Genomic DNA, 15,379 nt, shown 5'->3' with positions numbered 1-15,379 from the left:
GATCGGTTACGGTTGTAAAATCGGTTCGGCCAGTATCACATCCTGTCGGCTGCGGAGCAATGCCAAGGCGCCGGCCATGTCGGCATCGGGCTTGCCGGTGGCGATTTTGACAGTATAGGCGCCGACGCTGTTCGGTCCATCTACCCGTATCCCGTCAATTTGGCTAAGCGCGGCGTCTATGTCTTTTTCCATCAGATTCTTTGCAAATACCACACGTATCTGACCGGTCGCACCGGCGTCCGGTTTGGCTGCTGACAGCGTGTGATAATCGGTGGTATTGGCGGGGTGCAGGTACTGCACGGCAGCCGGTAGTGTAACCAATAACAAGGATGCGGCAATAGCCAGACCTTTACCGGTATTGCTGGCGATTCGCCAAAATCCCTGGCCCGCGCTGAATGGTTTTATATTGCCGCCACCCAGTTGTTCGCTTGGGATGTCGGTCTGTTTGCTACGCGGGACTTGACTGGCTGTTTGCATTTTGGCACGCAGGCCGGCAAAAGAGGCTTCAGCGGCTATGTCCAGATCGGCTGCTTGTTGCACGGCTGCCGCAAGTTTTTGCAAAGTTAGTAGTTCGCGTCTGCAGACTAGGCAGCTTTTTAAATGTTGGTCTACCTGTTGGCGTTCGTTAACTGTCAGGCTTTGATTGACATACCAGGGCAGTAACAACACGATGTCCGAATGGGAAGTAGTAGATGAGGAAATCTGTGAGTTCATGGCCTTATTTCTCCTGTGCGTCGGCAAAAACCTGCAGTTTCCTGCGGGCATGAAACATGCGGGTTTTGACGGTATTTTCCGGGCAATCCAGGATTCTGGCGACATCCTGGTAAGACAAGCCGTGGTAAAAGGTTAATTCGATGACGGCGCGTTGGTCCGGCGGTAAAGTGGCTAATGCATAGTTTAAGCAATCTTGGTTTTCCCAATTATTCGCTGGATTTGCGCTTGGATCGCCGATAGTTTCTATCAAGAAGTCGATATCGACATCGTTGTCGCGCCGGGCGCTTTTGGCCATGGCTTTCAAGGTTTTGTGATAGGCGATGCCGAATACCCAGGTGGAAATTTTGCTCTCATGGTTGAAGCCGTGCGGTTTTTCCCAAACCACCAGCAAGGTCTCCTGTATTAATTCCTCTACCGCTTCGGGCTGGCGCATCATGCGCAAGATGAAACGAAACAACCTTGGATAGTAATTTTTGTAGAAGGCTTCGAACGCGGCGGTATCGCCTTCGCCGATACGTTGCAGCAGGGCGTATTCGTCCGGGCCGATTTGGGGCTGTTCGGGCATGGGTGGTCGATGTAAGTTAGGGACTAAACGCAGCATGGCTCAAACCTGGGTTCCGGTGATTTTAGCGTGGTGTGCGAGTGTATTCCGCCGCGAAGCCGGAAGGTTCAAAGGGGGATTATTTAAAATCCGGCGGTCACGGAGATTAAAAACTTGTTGTCCTGTAAGCGCGGATAAAACTCGTGGTGATGGGTATCTTCTTGATGATTGTCCAGATGAACGTCAGCGTAGCGTAAGTCTAGTGCCAGATTGTTGGTGATGAACCAGGAGACCCCGGCATTCCAATAAAAATAATCCTCATCCAATAGTTTGTTGGCTTGGTAGTAGCCCAATCCCGTTGAAAATTGTAGGTTGTCGAGAATGTCGCGGCGATATTTGAGTTCGTAATTCAGCACAGTGGCGTCGCGGCGATAGGCGTTAGGCGCAACGGACACGGTGCCGCTGAGCCAGTCCTGATAGTGTAGGGATGCGTAAAACTCGGCGTAATCGGCATATTTTCCAAAAATCTTGCCGTCGAACAGATAGCCGGTTACCGAGAATTCAGTACGCCAGTCGCGATTTAACGGCAAGCTCCAACCCAGATAGGGTTTGATTTCGACATCGGCATGGTTTTTATAGCGACGGTCGTCGAAGCTGATTTGTGAAACGCCTACGCCGCCGAACCAGCCCATAGCGTCCTGGTAATCGATATGCGCCTGAGCCAGCGGGTTGCCGCGATTCTTGGAATAGCCCCTGTATAAGTAATCGCTGAGAAACGTCAGTTCGCCATGCCATTCCGCTTGAGCGCAAGTTAAAACCGAGGATACGCCGAAAATTCCTATGGAGATTGCAAACACGCCTTTGCGGAAGATTTTATCTGTGTCCATGGCTGGGTAGTTTGAGATTTATGCGGGCATTGTCAGTGATTGGCTGTCAGTATAGAACTACCCTTTTGTGCATTATTTCCTAGTCGGCTTGAACCTTCAACAAACTTGAGGGATGTGTGGTGAATTGATCAACTTATTTAAAAAACTGCGGATACCGGCAACCGTACCAGTTGGTTACATACAGATAGTGGCGGATGGGTGTTTTAATTAACAATAGCAGCAGCCCTATCGAATATAGACACCATACGGCAGCCCATTCGTTCATATCGTTGGTTGTCAAATAGGCCAACAGCGGGCCGGTCGTGAAATGATACAACACCAGTTTCCATGAGCCGTAAAGCAAGGGCATCAGAAAGGCGGCGTATACGTAACTGTTAGCCATCTGAATGCTGCCGCTGGCCGGTATGGCCCAGGCAATATGCCATTGTCCGGATGTGGAGCAAATCTCCGTGCCGCAAAAGGGCATTAAGAATTTAAGGTGAGTGCCCGGTAGAAATTGGTAGTAGTGGTCAAAACAAAAACTGCTCCATTGGAATGGATAAATTCGCATCATGAAAACAGTGGCCGCTGCAAAGCACAAGATATAGACAAACGGCGCGATGCGTTTTCGTGACGGTTCCGGGATGAAATGCATGCTGACTGCGTTGACAAAAAACGGTTGAAACGCAATGTGCATATATCCCAAAAACGTAGCAATCTGGTTGTTCGGATTTAGGCATTGGTCTATCACCGAATAGGTATAGGCCTGTAGTAATTCCATCAGGGAAAAGTAGGCCAGTGCCAGGCATAAGACCTGGGATTCGCCGCGCCGATAAAAAAAAGCAGTGCTCGCAAAGCCGGTTAAGGCAAGCGCGGCTGATGCCTCGCCACTCCAACACATAATTCCCCCTGGGAATAATCTAGGATCGGGTAAACTGCGATCCAGTGTCGGAGTTTGAAAAGGGTATAAGAGTAACGCCTGGCAGATGCCGAGGGGCTTTAAGGCTCTGTGTTGCCGACTTTTGCTTTTTGGGCTTGGTCGTGAAGAGGTTGCCTTGGGGGGATTAACCTAAGGCGTGATCGCGCGAAGAAAACGACGCAAATGTTGCAGTCGATACGTTGTGATTCCACAATATTTTTGCAGAATATTTGCGCATTCTAATGGCTTATTCAGGGTTTATGACAAAAATTTTCCGGGAACTGACAAGGTCGGTAAGCACCCGAGACAACTTTGGGTGCTAAGCGCGTATCGATTGGTTCTGAGTTTTGGATGGGGACGGGCTGTCGCATCGGCAAGCAGGCTTTGGAAATAACTTGTTTCGGTGGTTATACGTGCTTTAAAGTATTGTAAAATCAATAGCTTGAAGTCGTGCTTTCCTGGTGTGTGCAATCTCTTTATGAGAAAAACTTATGCTGACCCTGTAGGTAATGCTTCGACGGCTTCTGGCTGTTTCCGCCGTTGCGCTTTTAATTTGCTCGCTTGTTCAGCATCTGCTTTTGTTACTTGGCCGGCCGGCATTCCTTGCAAATCCACTCTGACGGCATCTTCTGTCAGGCAATCCCAGTATCGATGTCCCCAACACCAGGCCTTCAGTGCGGTGCGGAGTTGGTTTTTATCTGCACCGAGTTGATCGGCATGGGCCAGGATGTCTTTGTGGATGCCTATTTTTAAGGGCAGTTTGGCAGCGGGTTTTTTGGGAAATGCCAAGGGAAAATTCTTTTGCAGCAAGCCGATAATGGCGACTAGCGCGTCAGCTTTGCCGGTCTTTTTGATAGGCGATTTCTCCGCTATCTTTTTTTCTCGTTTTACCGGTTTATTGGCAGCTGCTTGCTTGGCAAGTTCATCTCTAAGCGCTGCTAGTTCTTCAAATCCCATAATGTATCCACACTTTTATCAAGGAATAAAAAGCAGATTGTACATCGGGAAACATCAAGCCAATAGTGCAATCGAATTTTGGTGCGCTCTGCTAACAATTTCTTAGATAAATAATATAGCGTTCCGCACTTTATCGGGCGCTGCCGGGATTTTTCCTGAGAACCGACTTAAGTGTTTGCGGAATGCTTATTGTGGTAATTTGCGCTCAGAGGGCTGCCGCATAGCGGTTGCTGAGTAAAATTACTATCGACGGGACAGTGCTTTATCATGATTGAGAACGATATATCCGCAGTTAAAACGTATTTGCTGAAGTTGCAAGATCGAATTTGCACTGCTTTAGAAGCGGAAGAACCCACCGCGCGCTTCATGGAAGATGCCTGGGAACGCGCCGAAGGTGGTGGCGGGCGTTCGCGGGTGTTGGCGAATGGTGAGGTATTTGAGCAAGGCGGGGTTAATTTTTCGCACGTGTTTGGCAGTCATCTGCCGCCATCGGCAACCGCCAAACGTCCCGAGCTAGCCAATCGGCAATTTGAAGCGATGGGCGTGTCCCTGGTGATGCATCCTCGCAATCCTTATGTGCCGACCTCGCACGCCAATGTGCGGTTTTTTATCGCCAAAAAAGACGGTGAACCGGCTATTTGGTGGTTTGGTGGTGGTTTCGATTTGACGCCGTTTTATCCTTTCCAAGAAGACGTGTTGCATTGGCATCAAGTGGCGCGTCAGGCTTGTCTACGGTTTGGTGAGGATGTTTATCCGCGCTATAAAAAATGGTGCGACGACTATTTCTTTTTAAAGCACCGCAACGAAACTCGTGGCGTCGGCGGGTTGTTTTTCGACGATTTGAACGAGCCTGATTTTGCTCAAGCTTTTGCATTTATGCAGAGCGTAGGTGACCATTACCTGGATGCCTATTTGCCTATTGTGCAAAAGCGTAAAGACACGGTCTATGGCGACCGGGAGCGTAATTTTCAATTGTATCGGCGTGGGCGTTATGTCGAGTTTAATTTGGTGTACGACAGGGGGACTCTATTCGGGCTGCAATCTGGCGGGCGGACCGAATCGATTTTGATGTCCATGCCTCCGGTCGCGCACTGGCAATACAATTGGCAGCCTGAATCAGGTAGTCAGGAAGCCCGGTTATACGACACATTTTTACGCCCACAAAACTGGCTGGGAATTTAGGCGGAAATTGGTTAGTAACAGTGCTTCGGAATGTCTTAGCAAGATTTGTTCGCAAGGTTTTGTTTTCAGTCAAGCGTGTTGGGTCTTTTTTTTGGATAGTTAGCTAAAGTTCACAAAATTTCTGCCGCTAAAAGAAACGGCATGGTTGTAATCGCCAAAATATAGGAAGTGATTTGAATCTGTCCTGTCTTTGGCTATCCGCCATTTGTTTTTATGTAGCGTCAAGGTGAATCTAATGACTACGATCAATTCATTGACAACATCATTGTATGTATCGCAAACCACCATCAGCATATCCAGCACCAAAAGTACGCACAACGATGACGATCAAGAGCGTCCGGCGGTAAGCGGGAGAGGGGAGAAGCATGGGCATCATCATAGTGGTGGGGCGTTCATGCGCAATGTCATACAAACATTGCAAAGTTTTGGATTGAATATTCCTGGCGGTAATAGTGATTCTGCCGCCGATGACGCCACTGAGAGCAACGCTGGCGGCAGTCAAAATAATTCATCCAATCTTGGGCAATTGTTGCAGACCTTTTTGCAGGATTTAAGGCAGGTATTGAAACAAAGCGGTGTGCAGCAACCAGCTACGGCGGCGCAAGGCGATGCAAGTGCCGCTCAAACGCCGCCAAGGCAGGTCGCATCGGCCGCGACTACATCGACGCCTGCAACAACGAGTACGACTCAAACTGGACAAACAACGGCTGCGACACCGGCAACTAGCGTAACGAATAATGCGGGTACGCAAGCAACGACCACACCTACTGCCGCGCCACGCGCAACTGTTGCCGATGTACGCCAAGCGTTGCACAGCTTCTTGCACGATTTGCGTCAGGCTTTGAAATACAGTGCTGATCGTCGTCACGGCTCTGACGATGACGGTCGGCATGGCGACAAAGCGGTAGGTCGAAATGGCTATGGTAAATTCACCGATAATTTGCAAAATTTGATCGCGGCTTTGGGTGATGCTGCCGGTGAAACTAGTGGCAAATATAAAAAATTGCAAGATAGTTTTAACGATCTAGTGAATGTGTTGGGAACTCCGGGGAATGGTAAAAAACCGACTTTGTTGGAGTTTCTAAACAAGTTGTCAGGTAATCGTGAGAGTAACACTCCGGCCTCTGTTGCTAAGGGTTCTATCTTAACTGCTACAGCTTGAACCGTTGTTGCTATAGAAAAAGCTTGCATAAACGGTTTAGGTCGTTATAATGCGCGGCTCGAACGATAGACTTTAGGCGCGTAGCTCAGTTGGTTAGAGCACCACCTTGACATGGTGGGGGTCGGTGGTTCGAGTCCACTCGCGCCTACCAAAACATAAAGCACCGCATGACGGTGCTTTTTTTATTGTGGAATCGAAAATGCCTGTAATCACTTTGCCCGACGGCTCTCAGCGTCAATTCGACCAAGCGGTATCTGTAATGGATGTGGCCCTGTCTATTGGTACGGGTCTGGCTAAAGCGACGTTGGCAGGTAAAGTAAATGGCAAATTGGTAGATGCCAGCACGTTGATCGATTCCGATGCGAGTTTGCAAATCGTCACTGCCAAGGACGAGGAGGGTGTTGATGTGATCCGCCACTCCACAGCGCATTTGCTGGCTCAGGCTGTCAAACAGTTATTCCCCTCAGCGCAGGTAACCATCGGTCCAGTGATAGAAAACGGTTTCTATTACGACTTTGCCTTTGAGCGTTCCTTTACGCCTGAAGATCTGACGGCTATCGAAAAGAGAATGGCGGAACTGGTTGCGCAAGATATTGCCATTAGCCGTTCGCTGTTGTCGCGCGGCGAAGCCGTAAAGTTTTTTGAAGCTTTAGGCGAGAAATACAAAGCTGAAATTATCGCTTCGATTCCTGCCAATGAAGATTTGTCTTTATACCAACAAGGCGACTTTACCGACTTGTGCCGCGGTCCGCATGTGCCCAGCACCGGCAAATTAAAAGCGTTTAAATTGATGAAAATTGCCGGCGCCTATTGGCGCGGCGATTCCAAGAACGAAATGCTGCAACGCATTTATGGTACTGCCTGGGGCGATGCTAAGGAATTAGCCGCTTATCTGCATCGTCTGGAAGAAGCTGAAAAGCGCGATCATCGTAAAATCGGCAAGGCCCTGGATTTGTTTCATACCCAGGAAGAAGCGCCGGGCATGGTGTTCTGGCACGACAAGGGTTGGACCATATATCAGCAGATCGAGCAATACGTGCGCGAGAAATTGCGCGTCAATGGCTATGGCGAAGTCAAAACCCCGCAAATCGTTGATCGCACGCTGTGGGAAAAATCCGGTCACTGGGATAAATTCAGTGCGATGATGTTCACCACGCATTCGGAAAGCCGCGATTATGCGGTGAAGCCGATGAACTGTCCTTGCCATATTCAGATTTACAATCAAGGTATTAAAAGTTACCGGGATTTGCCGGTGCGCCTAGCTGAATTCGGCTCCTGTCACCGTAACGAGCCATCCGGCACTCTGCATGGCTTGATGCGGGTCCGGAATTTTGTGCAGGACGATGCGCACATCTTTTGTACCGAAGATCAGATTCAATCCGAAGTCTCCACGTTTATCGATCTGTTGTTTGAGGTATACAAGGATTTCGGTTTCGAGGAAGTGATTATCAAACTGTCAACTCGTCCGGAAAATCGAGTGGGTGACGATGCGGTATGGGATAAAGCGGAAAGCGCGCTGGAATTGGCCTTGAACACTAAAGGCCTGGATTGGCAATTGCAGCCGGGCGAAGGTGCTTTCTACGGTCCTAAAATAGAGTTTTCCTTGAAAGATTGTATAGGTCGGGTCTGGCAATGCGGTACTATACAAGTCGATTTCTCGATGCCGGAAAGGCTGGATGCCTCGTATATAGGCGAAGATAGCGCCAGGCATGTGCCGGTAATGTTGCATCGGGCAATCTTGGGCTCCTTGGAGCGTTTCATCGGAATTTTGATCGAGCAATATGCCGGAACTTTTCCGCTATGGTTGGCGCCAGTGCAGGTGATGGTGATGAATATCACCGACCGCCATGCCGATTATGCGGAGCAGGTGCGGCGAGAACTTGAAAAACAAGGTCTTAGAGTCAAAATTGACTTGAGAAACGAGAAGATAGGCTTTAAAATCCGCGAGCATTCCATGCAGCGAGTGCCGTATCTTTTGATTATCGGCGACAAGGAATTAGAAACTCGGACTGTTAGTGTACGCACACAACAGGGCGAGGATCTAGGAAGTCTGTCAATTGGCGAACTTGGCGAACGCTTGAGGAACCAGATTGCGGATCGAAAATAATAACAACTTGGAGGATTAGGGTATCAGCTCTAAAAAAGATGCAACGCGCTTAAATACCGAAATTACCGCCAGGCGGGTTCGGGTAGTAGGCGCTGAAGGTGAACAAGTCGGGGTTGTTTCAATAAACGAAGCGTTACAGCTCGCCTACGATGCAAATATGGATCTGGTCGAAATATCGCCCAATGCCGATCCGCCGGTTTGCAAAGTCATGGACTTCGGCAAATACCAGTTTGAGTTAAACAAAAAACTGCAAGCCGCCAAGAAAAAGCAAAAACAAATCCAGATCAAGGAAATCAAGTTTAGGCCCGGTACCGAAGAAGGCGATTACCAGGTCAAGCTGCGCAGCCTGATCAAATTTCTAAACGAAGGCGACAAAACCAAGATCACCGTGCGTTTTAAAGGCCGTGAGCTGACTCATCGTGAGCTTGGCATGGACTTGTTGAAACGTATCGAAACCGATCTGGAAGAAATGGCCATAGTCGAGCAATTTCCGAAATTGGAAGGCCGGCAAATGGTCATGGTGATGGGCCCGAAGAAAAAGAAATAACTCAATCACACGGTTTTAGCCGTTTTTTAAAACGGCAAGGCGATTCAGGAACGAATCGGTTGAAGGATGCTTTTGTGTCCGGAAATTCAATGGGGCCAAGCATTTTGCCTCACTGGGTTTTGTCTCAAGGACTTTACTTTTAATCATTGGAGAAAACAAATGCCAAAAATGAAAAGCCATAGTGGTGCAGGCAAGCGCTTCAAGAAAGTTGGAAGCGGCGGTTTTAAATGCAAACAATCGCATAAACGTCATATTTTGACTAAAAAAACCACCAAACGTAAAAGACAACTGCGTAAAACAGCCATTCTTCATCCGTCGGATACGCCATTGGTTGCGCGTATGCTGCCGTACAGTTGATTTATCATTGATATTGGAGAGAGTAGAACATGGCTAGAGTTAAACGCGGAGTCACCGCTAGAGCAAGACACAAAAAGATTTTAAAACTGGCAAAAGGTTACTACGGTGCCCGTAGCCGGGTTTACCGCGTCGCCAAGCAGGCGGTCATTAAGGCCGGTCAATATGCTTATCGCGACCGTAAACAGAAAAAACGCCAATTCCGCGCCTTGTGGATCGTGCGTATCAACGCTGCCGCACGTTTGTACGGTATCTCCTATAGCCGTTTGATCAACGGTTTGAATAAAGCCAATGTTGCGATCGATCGCAAAGTATTGGCCGACTTGGCTGTACGCGACATCGACGCTTTCGGCGCGATTGCGAAAGTGGCTATAGCAAACCAAAGCAAACCGTAAGGAAAACATTAAGCCGCTTTGAAAGAGCGGTTTAATTGCTCGACTCCCCGTTTTTGATGGGGAGTTTTCCGCCAAATCTCGTTGGCGGAAACCTATCGTTTTGGAATTTCCCTCAATTGCAGACAAAAGTGAGCTGAGTCGTGTCGGCTAGTATCGAAGATATTGTTACGCAGGCATTACAAGCGCTTGCACATGCACAAGACCTTAGCCAACTGGATCAGGTCAGAGTCAATTATCTAGGCAAAAAAGGTCTATTCACTCAGCAGATGAAGGAGTTGGGTAGCCTGGACCCCGAGCAACGCCGCAGTGTCGGGCAAATTATCAACGATGCCAAAAATACTTTTCAAGAGGCGTTAGAGGCTCGGAAATCGACTTTGGAAAATGCCGAATTGGCGGCGCGTTTGGCTAGCGAATGTATCGACGTAACCCTGCCGGGGCGCGGCCAAACCGTATCCGGATTGCATCCTGTTACGATCACCTTGCGGCGGATTGCTAAAATTTTTGCTGAGGCCGGCTTTAATATCGTCGAAGGCCCGGAAATCGAAGACGATTACCATAACTTTGGCGCCTTGAATATTCCCGAGCATCATCCCGCGCGGGCGATGCACGATACCTTCTATTTCGATGCGCACACCGTATTGAGAACTCACACTTCGCCGGTACAGATTCGGGTGATGGAATCCGAAAAGCCGCCCTTGAAAATCATCGCACCGGGCCGCGTGTACCGTTGTGATTCGGATATGACGCATTCGCCTATGTTTCATCAGGTCGAAGGCTTTTTGGTTGATACTGATGTCAGTTTCGGTGACCTGAAGGGTGTGATTTTTGAATTTCTGCGCGCCTTCTTCGAAAAAGAAGTCAACGTGCGCTTTCGCCCTTCTTATTTTCCATTCACAGAACCTTCCGCCGAATTTGATGTGTCCTGCGTAATGTGCGACGGCAAAGGTTGCCGCGTCTGCAAACAAACGGGCTGGCTGGAAGTGGGCGGTTGCGGCATGATTCACCCGGAAGTATTCAAATCGGTCGGTATCGATAACCAAGTGTATTCCGGCTTTGCCTTTGGAACTGGAGTCGAACGTCTGGCGATGATGAAATACGGTATCAACGATTTGCGGATGTTTTTCGAAAACGATCTGAAATTTTTACAACAGTTTAATTAACGGTGGATAGTCATCATGCAAGTCAGTGAAGCTTGGTTAAGAGAACTGGTCAATCCGCCTATCGCCACCGCCGAATTAATCGCGCAACTGACCATGGCCGGTCTGGAAGTCGATGCCGTGACGTCTGTTGCCGCCGAATTTTCCGGTGTGGTAGTTGGCGAAGTACTCTCCACCATTCAACATCCAAACGCCGATAAACTTAAGGTTTGTCAGGTCAACGTCGGCCAAGCCGAACCATTGCAAATCGTCTGCGGTGCCAGCAATGTCAGGCCCGGTTTGAAAATTCCGGCAGCATTGATTGGTGCGATATTGCCCGGCGATTTCAAAATTAAGGAATCCAAACTGCGTGGCGAATTGTCGTTCGGCATGCTGTGTTCGGAAAAGGAATTGGGTTTGGCGGTTAGTTCCGAAGGCTTGATGGAGTTGCCCGCTGATGCGCCGGTGGGTGCCGATATTCGCGACTATTTGGCGCTGAACGACAATTTGATCGAATTGGGCTTAACGCCAAATCGCGCAGATTGCCTGAGCGTCGAAGGCGTCGCCAGGGAAGTGGCGGTTTTGAACAATCTGCCGTTTCAGGCTACGACGTTTACTACTGTCGAACCGCAGCACACGGAAACCCTGGAAGTTAAAGTCGAAGTCACGGAAGCTTGCCCGGTTTATCTGGGGCGTTTGATCAAAAACATCAATCCTGCTACGGTCACGCCACTGTGGATGCAGGAGCGTCTGCGCCGTTGCGGTATTAGAAGTTTAAGCCCGGTTGTTGATGTTACCAACTATGTGTTGATCGAATTGGGCCAACCGCTGCATGCTTTCGATGCCGATAAACTGAGTGCGCCTATCGTGGTTAGACGTAGTCGGGCCGGCGAGTCCTTGGCTTTATTGAATGACCAAACCATAGAGCTGGACGGCGAGGCACTGGTCATAGCCGATCTACGGCAAGCCTTGGCCTTGGCCGGCGTGATGGGGGGTAAGGACAGCGCCGTATTTGGCGAAACCCGCGATATATTCCTGGAATGTGCGTTTTTTACGCCCATTGATGTCGCCGGCAAGGCCCGCCAATTTGGTTTGCATACCGATTCCTCGCACCGCTTCGAAAGAGGTGTGGATTTTAACTTGCAACGCCGGGCGATCGAACGCGCCACGCAATTGATTCTACAAATAGCCGGCGGTAGTCCTGGACCGGTTCAAGAGGTTATTTCCACTGCCGAACTGCCCGCCAGAATGCCGGTAAAGCTGCGTAGCCAACGTATTACAAAGGTGTTGGGCATTCAATTTGGCGACGATGAAGTGCATGCGCTGTTCGAAGGCTTGGGTATGCAGGTTCAAGTAGTCGAGAACGGCTGGGAAATTACCCCGCCCGGCTTTCGTTTCGATATTGCCATCGAAGAAGATTTGCTGGAAGAAATCGGCAGAATCTATGGATATAACAATCTGCCTAGCAGCAGTTTGTTGATGCGCTCTGAGCTTGGTAAAGCGCCCGAGGCGCAGTTGCCATTGGCGAGATTGCAGGATTGCTTGGTAGATCGCGGTTATCAGGAAGCGATTACCTACAGTTTTGTCGATGAGGCAATGCAAAATGCCGTCGCGCCTGGTGAAGAATTTATCCGGATTCAAAACCCTATATCCTCTGAACTAGCCGTGATGCGCACTACGCTTTGGTGCGGTTTGTTGAATGCGGCTTTGTACAATATCAACCGCCAACAGAATCGAGTGCGCTTATTCGAAGCCGGCTTGCGGTTTTTCTATCAAGATGGGCAAATTCAACAGCGAAAAATGTTATCCGGTTTGGCCTTGGGTTCCGTTAATCCCGAACAGTGGGGCGAAAAAAACAGAAAGCTGGATTTCTTCGATGTGAAAGCTGATGTCGAAGCGTTATTTGGTTTGACGGGTATTGTGGCTGAGTTTGTTGCCTACCAACATCCGGCTTTACATCCCGGTCAAACCGCGCAAATCAAAAACCAACATGGCGAAGTGATAGGTTTATTGGGCATGTTGCACCCAACGCTCGAAAAGCAATTGGGTTTCGATAGTCCGGTATTCTTGTTTGAACTCGAACAGGATGCCGTATTGCAACGCAAGGTGCCTAAATTTAGTACATTATCCAAATACCCTTCTGTACGCCGCGATCTGGCTTTATTGGTGGAAGAGGCTGTATCAGCTGCCGCAATCACCAGTGTAATTGAAGAATGCATGGAGACGGCGATACGCGAAATATCGATCTTCGACGTTTATCGCGGACCGGGCGTCGCCGAAGGTTATAAGAGTGTCGCGTTAGCTTTACTCTTGCAGGATTTTACGCAAACGCTTACCGACACAGAAATTGATGCTATATTTCGCAAAGTGCTGGACACTTTAGCGGCTAAACTGAATGCAAAATTGAGGGAGTGATTGTGGCATTAACTAAAGCAGATATTGCAGAGAAGTTGTTTGAAGACCTCGGTTTAAACAAGCGAGAAGCCAAAGAAATCGTAGAGTTGTTTTTTGACGAAATTAAAAAAAGTCTGGAAAGCGGCGAGCAAGTGAAGATTTCCGGGTTTGGTAAGTTTGAATTGCGCGACAAAAGTGGTCGGCCGGGTAGAAATCCCAAAACAGGTGAAGAAATTCCCATCACTCCGCGGCGTGTGGTGACTTTTAGAACAGGGCAAAAATTGAAAGCTCGAGTAGAAGCGTATGCTGGAACCCAGTAATAATAACGAATTACCGGTTATTCCGGCCAAGCGGTATTTTACGATTGGCGAAGTTAGCGACCTCTGCGCGGTAAAGCCCCATGTATTGCGCTATTGGGAACAAGAGTTCACCGAGCTTAGTCCGGTAAAACGCCGAGGAAATCGCCGTTATTATCAGCGCCATGACGTGTTGTTGATTCGACAAATTCGCGCTTTGTTATACGAGCAAGGTTACACAATAGGTGGTGCGCGTGCTCATCTGGCGAGTGGTAGCGCCAAGGAAGACAGTTTACGCACCAAACAACTTATTCATCAGATGATTGGCGAGCTGGAAGATATTTTGGAGCTGCTGAAATAGCGTTTCCCAAATAATATGATATTATGTTCGGCTTGCTGTCCTAGGTGGGCATTGGTTTAATCATAAACTTCGGGGCGTAGCGCAGCCTGGTAGCGCACTTGTCTGGGGGACAAGGGGTCGTGGGTTCGAATCCCGCCGTCCCGACCAAGTTTTTTGAGATTGAATATTGAATAACCCGCAAGTTACTTGACTTGGCGGGTTTTTTATTGCTTGAAAAACTATAGGAATACATGGCGTTTTTGATAATTAATCACTGATTGATCGATAAAGTTAAATTGAATGAATACGGCGGCTAACATTTCGATTTATCAAATATTTGAGACAGGCCTAATCCGATGTTGAGCCGTTTTAGAGATCATATTGTCGTGAATCACCCGGATCAATTATCTAGGCAATGGGCGCAACGTATTGTTGATAGATACGCAACCAGTGCCAAAGTACGTACAGTAGATATTCAATCCGTCAATATTGGCACATCGACGCGCTTGCGGCTAACCGTGAATCATGACGCCATCGGCGTCGTTCCAAGTCGGTGGTTTGTAAAAACGCCGTCGCTGGCAATTAAGTCCAGAGCGATTACCGCCATACCCCGGTTATTGCATAAGGAAGTTCATTTTTATAATTCGCTTTCTCAGGGGGTTCCGGTGAGTGTGCCGCAAATTTTAGCGGCTGAAAGTGTGTTAGGGCGCGGTACTACATTGGTAATGGCGGATTTGGATGAACTGGGATTTAGGCCCGGGTTTACCGCAGACGCTCTGTCTTTGGAACAAGCTCAGCAGGTGGTTGAAAAGCTAGCCGGTTTTCATGCTCACTATTGGGGCAATGCTGGGCTATTGAAAACGCATCGCTGGTTAAACGGTTTTAGTTACAATGTCGAGAATCATATGGGTACCTTGCTGGCTGTGCCCTTGATGAAGCGTGGCCTTGATCGCGCCGGGCGCTTGGTGCCCAACAAATTGCATAGATCCGCGTTGCGCTATGCAGCGGATCGGCGGCGAATCACCAGGATATTGGCAACCGGTGTGCAGACCTTGGTGCATCATGATTGTCATCCAGGCAATCTATTTTGGAATCACTCTGAGCCCGGCTTTCTGGATTGGCAATTGGTGCGGATGGGGGAGGGTGTTAGTGACCTCGCTTATTTTTTAGCGACATCGCTGAAGCCGGAGTCTCGGCGTGCTCATGAAAAACAATTGCTGAACCTATACATGACGGCGTTAGCTAGTCACGGGATTAGCGACTTGGATGAAGAAACGTATTACCAACGCTACCGTGCTCATTTGGTGTATCCGTTCGAAGCGATGATTGTTACCTTGGCTATAGGGGGTATGATGGAGCGTAATAGCAACTTGGAGTTAATTGCGCGCGTTTCAGCGGCGGTTGACGATAACGATAGCTATTCTGCGTTATCTCTATAAGCGTTCTTACCTGCGTTTCTGGAAGGCAGT

Annotated in this window: 16 protein-coding genes and 2 tRNA genes; 13 read left to right on the top strand and 5 right to left on the bottom strand. The window is 48.8% G+C overall.

Annotation, left to right across the window (positions count from 1 at the left end):
* Window positions 1-6: 6 nt before the first annotated feature.
* The 5 genes from ACR02O_RS16265 to ACR02O_RS16245 form a co-directional block, all read right to left on the bottom strand.
* On the bottom strand, window positions 7-714 hold the full coding sequence (locus tag ACR02O_RS16265) for an anti-sigma factor family protein (RefSeq protein ID WP_415878449.1): 708 nt from the start codon (window positions 712-714) through the stop codon (window positions 7-9).
* 4 nt (window positions 715-718) lie between these two features.
* On the bottom strand, window positions 719-1,279 hold the full coding sequence (locus ACR02O_RS16260; RefSeq protein ID WP_458137767.1) for an RNA polymerase sigma factor: 561 nt from the start codon (window positions 1,277-1,279) through the stop codon (window positions 719-721).
* Between the two features lie 119 nt (window positions 1,280-1,398).
* The gene (locus ACR02O_RS16255) at window positions 1,399-2,142 is read right to left on the bottom strand and encodes a TorF family putative porin (RefSeq protein ID WP_458137766.1); all 744 of its coding nucleotides are present in this window, start codon (window positions 2,140-2,142) and stop codon (window positions 1,399-1,401) included.
* 133 nt (window positions 2,143-2,275) lie between these two features.
* Window positions 2,276-3,022: a DUF5765 domain-containing protein gene (locus ACR02O_RS16250; protein WP_458137765.1), complete on the bottom strand. Its 747-nt coding sequence runs from the start codon at window positions 3,020-3,022 to the stop codon at window positions 2,276-2,278.
* A 507-nt stretch (window positions 3,023-3,529) separates the two neighbouring features.
* Window positions 3,530-3,997, bottom strand: a complete 468-nt coding sequence (locus ACR02O_RS16245; protein ID WP_033158021.1) for a ProQ/FinO family protein — start codon at window positions 3,995-3,997, stop codon at window positions 3,530-3,532.
* A 267-nt stretch (window positions 3,998-4,264) separates the two neighbouring features.
* Here ACR02O_RS16245 and hemF point away from each other — a divergent pair, with 267 nt between their 5' ends.
* The 13 genes from hemF (at window position 4,265) to ACR02O_RS16180 (ending at window position 15,349) form a co-directional block, all read left to right on the top strand.
* Window positions 4,265-5,179 carry an oxygen-dependent coproporphyrinogen oxidase gene (gene hemF, locus ACR02O_RS16240; RefSeq protein WP_494522008.1) on the top strand — a complete coding sequence of 305 codons (915 nt, stop codon included), beginning with the start codon at window positions 4,265-4,267 and terminating at the stop codon, window positions 5,177-5,179.
* Window positions 5,180-5,414: 235 nt separating this feature from the next.
* Window positions 5,415-6,341 (top strand): hypothetical protein, encoded by a 927-nt coding sequence (locus ACR02O_RS16235; RefSeq protein WP_494522007.1) that lies wholly within the window; start codon window positions 5,415-5,417, stop codon window positions 6,339-6,341.
* A 74-nt stretch (window positions 6,342-6,415) separates the two neighbouring features.
* Window positions 6,416-6,492 (top strand) — tRNA-Val (locus tag ACR02O_RS16230).
* Between the two features lie 48 nt (window positions 6,493-6,540).
* On the top strand, window positions 6,541-8,448 hold the full coding sequence (gene thrS / locus ACR02O_RS16225; protein ID WP_494522006.1) for a threonine--tRNA ligase: 1,908 nt from the start codon (window positions 6,541-6,543) through the stop codon (window positions 8,446-8,448).
* Between the two features lie 22 nt (window positions 8,449-8,470).
* Complete coding sequence (infC, locus tag ACR02O_RS16220) at window positions 8,471-8,995, top strand: translation initiation factor IF-3 (protein WP_081607885.1); 525 nt, start codon at window positions 8,471-8,473, stop codon at window positions 8,993-8,995.
* A gap of 159 nt (window positions 8,996-9,154) precedes the next feature.
* Window positions 9,155-9,352 (top strand): 50S ribosomal protein L35, encoded by a 198-nt coding sequence (gene rpmI, locus ACR02O_RS16215; RefSeq protein ID WP_033158016.1) that lies wholly within the window; start codon window positions 9,155-9,157, stop codon window positions 9,350-9,352.
* A 29-nt stretch (window positions 9,353-9,381) separates the two neighbouring features.
* The gene (rplT, locus tag ACR02O_RS16210) at window positions 9,382-9,744 is read left to right on the top strand and encodes a 50S ribosomal protein L20 (RefSeq protein ID WP_020481986.1); all 363 of its coding nucleotides are present in this window, start codon (window positions 9,382-9,384) and stop codon (window positions 9,742-9,744) included.
* A gap of 140 nt (window positions 9,745-9,884) precedes the next feature.
* Window positions 9,885-10,904, top strand: coding sequence for a phenylalanine--tRNA ligase subunit alpha (gene pheS / locus ACR02O_RS16205; RefSeq protein WP_458137761.1), 1,020 nt, complete (start codon window positions 9,885-9,887; stop codon window positions 10,902-10,904).
* A gap of 15 nt (window positions 10,905-10,919) precedes the next feature.
* The gene (gene pheT / locus ACR02O_RS16200) at window positions 10,920-13,295 is read left to right on the top strand and encodes a phenylalanine--tRNA ligase subunit beta (RefSeq protein WP_458137760.1); all 2,376 of its coding nucleotides are present in this window, start codon (window positions 10,920-10,922) and stop codon (window positions 13,293-13,295) included.
* 2 nt (window positions 13,296-13,297) lie between these two features.
* The gene (gene ihfA / locus ACR02O_RS16195) at window positions 13,298-13,594 is read left to right on the top strand and encodes an integration host factor subunit alpha (RefSeq protein ID WP_026146839.1); all 297 of its coding nucleotides are present in this window, start codon (window positions 13,298-13,300) and stop codon (window positions 13,592-13,594) included.
* Window positions 13,578-13,931: a MerR family transcriptional regulator gene (locus ACR02O_RS16190; RefSeq protein ID WP_020481982.1), complete on the top strand. Its 354-nt coding sequence runs from the start codon at window positions 13,578-13,580 to the stop codon at window positions 13,929-13,931. The genes ihfA and ACR02O_RS16190 overlap by 17 nt, the downstream gene beginning before the upstream one ends.
* A 70-nt stretch (window positions 13,932-14,001) precedes the next feature.
* A tRNA-Pro gene (locus ACR02O_RS16185) sits at window positions 14,002-14,078 on the top strand.
* Window positions 14,079-14,296: 218 nt separating this feature from the next.
* Window positions 14,297-15,349, top strand: coding sequence for a phosphotransferase (locus ACR02O_RS16180; RefSeq protein WP_494522005.1), 1,053 nt, complete (start codon window positions 14,297-14,299; stop codon window positions 15,347-15,349).
* Window positions 15,350-15,379 lie beyond the last annotated feature (30 nt).

The sequence above is a fragment of the Methylomonas sp. PHL2-19 genome (assembly GCF_059331595.1).
This window is presented reverse-complemented; position numbering and strand designations above follow the sequence as displayed.

What these genes read in the sequence shown, in the direction of transcription:
- ACR02O_RS16265 (WP_415878449.1), bottom strand. Translation starts at nt 714, where the DNA reads ATGAACTCACAGATTTCCTCATCTACTACTTCCCATTCGGACATCGTG.
- ACR02O_RS16260 (WP_458137767.1), bottom strand. Translation starts at nt 1,279, where the DNA reads ATGCCCGAACAGCCCCAAATCGGCCCGGACGAATACGCCCTGCTGCAA.
- ACR02O_RS16255 (WP_458137766.1), bottom strand. Translation starts at nt 2,142, where the DNA reads ATGGACACAGATAAAATCTTCCGCAAAGGCGTGTTTGCAATCTCCATA.
- ACR02O_RS16250 (WP_458137765.1), bottom strand. Translation starts at nt 3,022, where the DNA reads ATGTGTTGGAGTGGCGAGGCATCAGCCGCGCTTGCCTTAACCGGCTTT.
- ACR02O_RS16245 (WP_033158021.1), bottom strand. Translation starts at nt 3,997, where the DNA reads ATGGGATTTGAAGAACTAGCAGCGCTTAGAGATGAACTTGCCAAGCAA.
- hemF (WP_494522008.1), top strand. Translation starts at nt 4,265, where the DNA reads ATGATTGAGAACGATATATCCGCAGTTAAAACGTATTTGCTGAAGTTG.
- ACR02O_RS16235 (WP_494522007.1), top strand. Translation starts at nt 5,415, where the DNA reads ATGACTACGATCAATTCATTGACAACATCATTGTATGTATCGCAAACC.
- thrS (WP_494522006.1), top strand. Translation starts at nt 6,541, where the DNA reads ATGCCTGTAATCACTTTGCCCGACGGCTCTCAGCGTCAATTCGACCAA.
- rpmI (WP_033158016.1), top strand. Translation starts at nt 9,155, where the DNA reads ATGCCAAAAATGAAAAGCCATAGTGGTGCAGGCAAGCGCTTCAAGAAA.
- rplT (WP_020481986.1), top strand. Translation starts at nt 9,382, where the DNA reads ATGGCTAGAGTTAAACGCGGAGTCACCGCTAGAGCAAGACACAAAAAG.
- pheT (WP_458137760.1), top strand. Translation starts at nt 10,920, where the DNA reads ATGCAAGTCAGTGAAGCTTGGTTAAGAGAACTGGTCAATCCGCCTATC.
- ACR02O_RS16190 (WP_020481982.1), top strand. Translation starts at nt 13,578, where the DNA reads ATGCTGGAACCCAGTAATAATAACGAATTACCGGTTATTCCGGCCAAG.